This is a genomic window from Candidatus Sodalis sp. SoCistrobi, from assembly GCF_900143145.1.
In the GTDB taxonomy this organism is placed as follows: Bacteria; Pseudomonadota; Gammaproteobacteria; order Enterobacterales; family Enterobacteriaceae; genus SoCistrobi.
On sequence record NZ_FRDB01000227.1, the window covers coordinates 1 to 4,390 of the forward strand.

At 55.6% G+C, this 4,390-nt stretch carries 5 protein-coding genes, 1 pseudogene and 1 riboswitch; of the genes and pseudogenes, 3 read left to right on the forward strand and 3 right to left on the reverse strand.

Going from position 1 to position 4,390, the window contains the following annotated elements:
- The first annotated feature begins 1,053 nt into the window (after positions 1-1,053).
- Positions 1,054-1,188: a DUF2627 domain-containing protein gene (locus tag CINSTRO3249_RS13170; RefSeq protein WP_074013602.1), complete on the forward strand. Its 135-nt coding sequence runs from the start codon at positions 1,054-1,056 to the stop codon at positions 1,186-1,188.
- A 23-nt stretch (positions 1,189-1,211) separates the two neighbouring features.
- Complete coding sequence (gene cspE / locus CINSTRO3249_RS13175; protein ID WP_005968829.1) at positions 1,212-1,421, forward strand: transcription antiterminator/RNA stability regulator CspE; 210 nt, start codon at positions 1,212-1,214, stop codon at positions 1,419-1,421.
- A gap of 324 nt (positions 1,422-1,745) precedes the next feature.
- Here the strand turns inward: cspE and pgeF are convergent, their stop codons facing one another.
- Positions 1,746-2,471: a peptidoglycan editing factor PgeF gene (gene pgeF / locus CINSTRO3249_RS13180; RefSeq protein WP_074013603.1), complete on the reverse strand. Its 726-nt coding sequence runs from the start codon at positions 2,469-2,471 to the stop codon at positions 1,746-1,748.
- Positions 2,472-2,578: 107 nt separating this feature from the next.
- On the opposite strand from pgeF, the pseudogene rlmA reads away from it, so the two are divergent.
- Positions 2,579-3,405, forward strand: a pseudogene (rlmA, locus tag CINSTRO3249_RS13185) (23S rRNA (guanine(745)-N(1))-methyltransferase).
- A 31-nt stretch (positions 3,406-3,436) separates the two neighbouring features.
- Here rlmA and mntP read toward each other — a convergent pair.
- Both mntP and CINSTRO3249_RS16785 read right to left on the reverse strand, forming a co-directional pair.
- The gene (mntP, locus tag CINSTRO3249_RS13190; RefSeq protein WP_074013604.1) at positions 3,437-4,024 is read right to left on the reverse strand and encodes a manganese efflux pump MntP; all 588 of its coding nucleotides are present in this window, start codon (positions 4,022-4,024) and stop codon (positions 3,437-3,439) included.
- 46 nt (positions 4,025-4,070) lie between these two features.
- Positions 4,071-4,211, reverse strand: a riboswitch (yybP-ykoY riboswitch).
- A gap of 84 nt (positions 4,212-4,295) precedes the next feature.
- Entirely contained in the window at positions 4,296-4,382 is an 87-nt protein-coding gene (locus tag CINSTRO3249_RS16785) for a hypothetical protein (RefSeq protein ID WP_371441378.1), read from the reverse strand.
- Positions 4,383-4,390: the final 8 nt, after the last annotated feature.

Here is a 4,390-nt window from a genome sequence, read left to right on the forward strand (position 1 = left end):
TGCTCATGCTGAGTTTCCAGCACTAGATTAACTGCCCGTTCACGGACTTCCGGAGAGTAACGTTTGGTCGTTGTCATAGAGACCTCCACTTTTAAAGTATAGACTCTAATTTATCCGGGGTGATTCAGAACGCGGGCTTGCTGGAGTGCAGCGATTGTCAATAGACGGTCTGTCGCTATGACCGTCGGCAGGCTTGGACTGAGGCGGAAAAGCCTGTCGCCGGCGCCTGAGTTGCCATTCCTCCTTGCCGCGCCAATGCCGACGCCACCGACTTTCACGGGCGGCTGCGTCTGAAATCGGATATTGTCGGTAAGGTCCGGGCATCAAAGAGGGGTAATTAAACGAAGCGGTGTGACAAATACCCCCAATTTCATTCACGGTCGGTTTCCTTTTCCGATTGTCATATTGCTTTAATATTCACCGTAAATAGCGCGTTAATAACAAACCCGCCCAAACGCAGCAGGTAATAAATGAACATTATGTGTCTTTTTTGTTCGTTTGGGTGCATTAACGGCGTTTAGGTTATTTTTAAATTTATTAATTGGCATATTAGCATCTTATGCACACGCAAAGATTGCACAACTTTGGTGATCCTTTATAGCGCAACTTCGGCACCGTCCTAGGGCGATACCGGGTGGTCATAAGCGGGTGTTATCCTGTGCGAAAGTAGAGGGGGCGGACGGGGCATAAATGCCTCGGTCATAAAGGTTTAGCACATTCTTTTACTATGTTAGAAAAAGAGGTTATAAGACCAGGAGTGAAAATTGTGAACTGGACCTCTTGATTTCTTACTATGATGAATGAATAGTTATTTCTGAATAATGCATTAGACGCCAGCAGGGGTTTGCGCTAATGTTATCCTTATCCGATAACGGCAGACCGCTGTGCTATAACCCAGCATGCAACGAGGGTCTCCCGCACCTTATTGATGCCAGGTGGCTAGCCCAGTGTCTTGATTATGTGCGACATATCCGGCCCTGATTAAAAATGGCTTGCCATTATTTACAGAGTATGTGATAACGCAATTGGGTAAAACGAGGTACAGTTCTGTATATGAGTGGCATTTTCAGTAAAGAAGTTTTGCGTGTAGACGATTTCGTTGCATACCGCTTCTCTGCCGATCCTTATCTTAGTGCCTCAAGCAGTAACGACTCCAGTTTGTCTCTACATCGCCAAAGGGCGATTTAAACACTCCAAAGGAAATATGCAAGATGGCAAAGATTAAAGGTCAAGTGAAGTGGTTCAATGAGTCTAAAGGTTTTGGTTTCATCACTCCGGCCGATGGCAGCAAAGACGTGTTTGTTCACTTCTCCGCTATTCAGGGTAACGGTTTCAAAACGCTGGCCGAAGGCCAAAACGTAGAATTCGAAATCCAGGACGGCCAGAAAGGCCCTTCAGCAGTTAACGTAACTGCCCTGTAATCCAGGTTGCTGCGGCAACGGTTGGTCATTTGACTGACGGATGACATCTAAGTCCCCCTGCTGGCTTCGCGTCAGCGGGGGGATTTAACTTTAGGCCGCCGAAAAACGATCCTGCGGTAACACACCGCCAGGCCGGTATCTTAACCCTGATGTAACGCCATCCCGTTTCGCCGGCACCATGCCGTTATGCTGGTCTCTTACTACCGCGCTGACGCCCAATGCCTTTGCTGGCATCAAACCACCACATTGGCCGTGATGTTGCGCCGAAGCGTTATCGCGGCGTCACATGCCTTTTGCAAACGCAATAGTTTTCGCGCCGGCGCCTCACGCCGCTGCGTTGTCCGGCAGTATGACAAGCCCGCTGTGCTGATTGCGTCCGCTGATGGAAGGATGGGTGGGATCCCGCTCGCGCTGCTGGCTATTGCGGCGAAAACTGGTATAGCGCAGGCCCTCTGCCGGCCCCGCTGCCGGGCAGCAGAGGGTGCAATGGCCGAGGGTGTCGACCGCGCTGAATCCGAGCGCCAATAATTGCTGCCGGGCAATGGCCGCCAAATCCAGATGGCGCGGACGGGGCGCGATAAGCGCTGGGGGTAACACTAACCGTTGCCTGAATTCATCCACCAGTGCCTGACTGACTTCATAGCAGCACGGCCCGGCCGCAGGGCCTATTGCCGCGAACCACTGCGATGGCTTGTCGCCTACCGCGTCCAGCGTGGCGGCAAATTGCCCGAGGATCCCTGCCAGCAACCCACGCCATCCCGCGTGCACGGCGCCAATACGCCGGCCGTCGCGGCGGCAGAACAGTACCGGCAAACAGTCGGCGGTCAGCACCGTCAGCAGAATACCGGGAACATCGGTGATGACACCGTCAAGCTCGCCAAGCGCCTCGCCCGGCCGGCGTACCCAGCCAATCTTGGTACCATGCACCTGCTTTTTGTCCGGCAGCGTCGTCTGCCAGAACTGAAGCTTCTCAGGCATGAGCGACGCCTTGTCGCCAAAGCCATGCACCACCCCGGGGATTGGGGACAGCAGGGATGAATAAGCGGTCATCGTCGGTGTGCGAAGTAGATGAAAGATGCGCCCAGTGTAGCGCGTTTTTCTGCCGCCAGAGGGGATATTTTACGTTACACTGCGCCCTACGACGTTCTCCGATCGGAATGACCATGTCTTGTTTTCAATGTCCGCTTTGCCACCAGCGCTTGCGCTGCACAGCACCTGCTATCGTTGCGCCGGGCAGCATAGCTTTGATCTCGCCAAAGAGGGGTATGTCAACCTGCTGCCGGTGCAGTTCAAGCACAGCAAAGATCCGGGCGATGCGCCCATGATGATGGCGGCGCGACGCGCCTTTCTGGATGCCGGCCATTATCAGCCGCAGCGTGACAGCATTATGGCGTCTATCGCCGCACTGACCCCTGAACCCGGCCTCCGCTGGCTGGATATCGGCTGCGGCGAGGGGTACTACACCGCCGCGCTGGCGAAAGAGCTTAGCTGTCACCAACCTCAGGCGGAGGTCTACGGGATGGATATCGCCAAGAACGCGGTGCGCAGCGCCGCTAAGCGCTATAGGCAGGTCCGGTTCTGCGTGGCTTCCAGCCAGCGACTGCCGTTCGTCGATGCCTCACTGGACGGTATCATGCGCATTTATGCGCCAAGCAACCCGGCCGAGCTGCGGCGCACGTTGCGCCCGGGCGGCGTGTTGCTGACGGTGACCCCCGGCCCGCGCCATCTCTATCAGCTTAAAGCGCTGATTTACCGCGATGTGCAACTGCACGAACCCAAGGAAGACGCCGTGGCGGGTTTTGCTCCATTGCAGGATCACTCGCTTTGCTACCCGCTGCGGTTGACCGGAGAGGAGGGGGTGGCGCTGTTGCGCATGACGCCTTTCGCCTGGCGCGCAACCCCGCAGGTGCTGGAACGGCTGGCGGCCATGGCGCAGTTCGACTGTGAAACGGATTTTACCGTGCGGCTGTGGCGGCGTGCCTGATGCCTGAGCGGTGCAGGGAGGTGATGAGGGATTAACCGGGCAGATAAGCGAGCATCGCCTCGCCGATATGGCTATAGAGGATGTTACAGCCGATGCCGATGAGGATCACGCCACCGATGATTTCCGCTTTATTGCCCAGACAAGGGCCGACAAAACGTCCCAGCAGCATGCCGATGGTCGACATAATCAAGGTAGCAAGACCTATAAGCAGCGCGGTATGAAGGATATTAACCTGCAGCATCGCCAGACCGACGCCGATGGCCAGCGCATCAAGGCTGGTGGCGATGGCGGTGGCGATCAGCACGCCCAGGCTATGCTTGCCGACCAGCGGTGCTTCGACCGGCTGTTGTCTCCAGCCCGCCAGCACCATCCGGCCGCCGAGAAACGCCAGCAGGGCAAACGCCACCCAATGGTCCCAGCGCATAATATATTGGCTGGCCAGCAGACCCAGCCCCCAGCCGATAAGCGGGGTGATAGCTTCTATGACGCCGAAAATCAGACCGGTGCGCAGCGCTTCACGCAGCGCGGGCTTATGCAGCGAGGCGCCTTTGCCGACAGAGGCCGCGAAGGCGTCCATCGACATTCCAAAGGCAAGAATCAGTGTGGCGGAAAGGTTCATTATTGTGCCTCGGCTGGGCGCCCATATCCACGCTTTCCCGTCCCCCAACCTTACCGACAGGTTCACATGTCTATAGTCTCGCCAGCCGATGAAGGCCGCCCGCACCACGTTTACTAAAGAAACGAGTATGTTGACACGGGCATTTCCGCCAGGCGGCGAAAACAGGCTACTCCCTAATGACGGCGCAACCTTAACATATTAATTCCCACAATAACAACTACAAAAATAACAGGGGTAAAGTAAGCGCCCCACGAGGGCCGTAGTGTAAATATTATTTTACGATTGAGAGGTTCCAGGGCAGCAGTTCATGCACTCGGTTCGACTGCCAGTCGCTGATCTTGCTGATCACATCACGCAACCAGGCCT

Excerpts from the sequence above, each read along its gene's own strand:
- mntP (WP_074013604.1), bottom strand. The coding sequence starts at position 4,024 with ATGAACCTTTCCGCCACACTGATTCTTGCCTTTGGAATGTCGATGGAC.
- pgeF (WP_074013603.1), bottom strand. The coding sequence starts at position 2,471 with ATGACCGCTTATTCATCCCTGCTGTCCCCAATCCCCGGGGTGGTGCAT.
- CINSTRO3249_RS13170 (WP_074013602.1), top strand. The coding sequence starts at position 1,054 with ATGAGTGGCATTTTCAGTAAAGAAGTTTTGCGTGTAGACGATTTCGTT.
- cspE (WP_005968829.1), top strand. The coding sequence starts at position 1,212 with ATGGCAAAGATTAAAGGTCAAGTGAAGTGGTTCAATGAGTCTAAAGGT.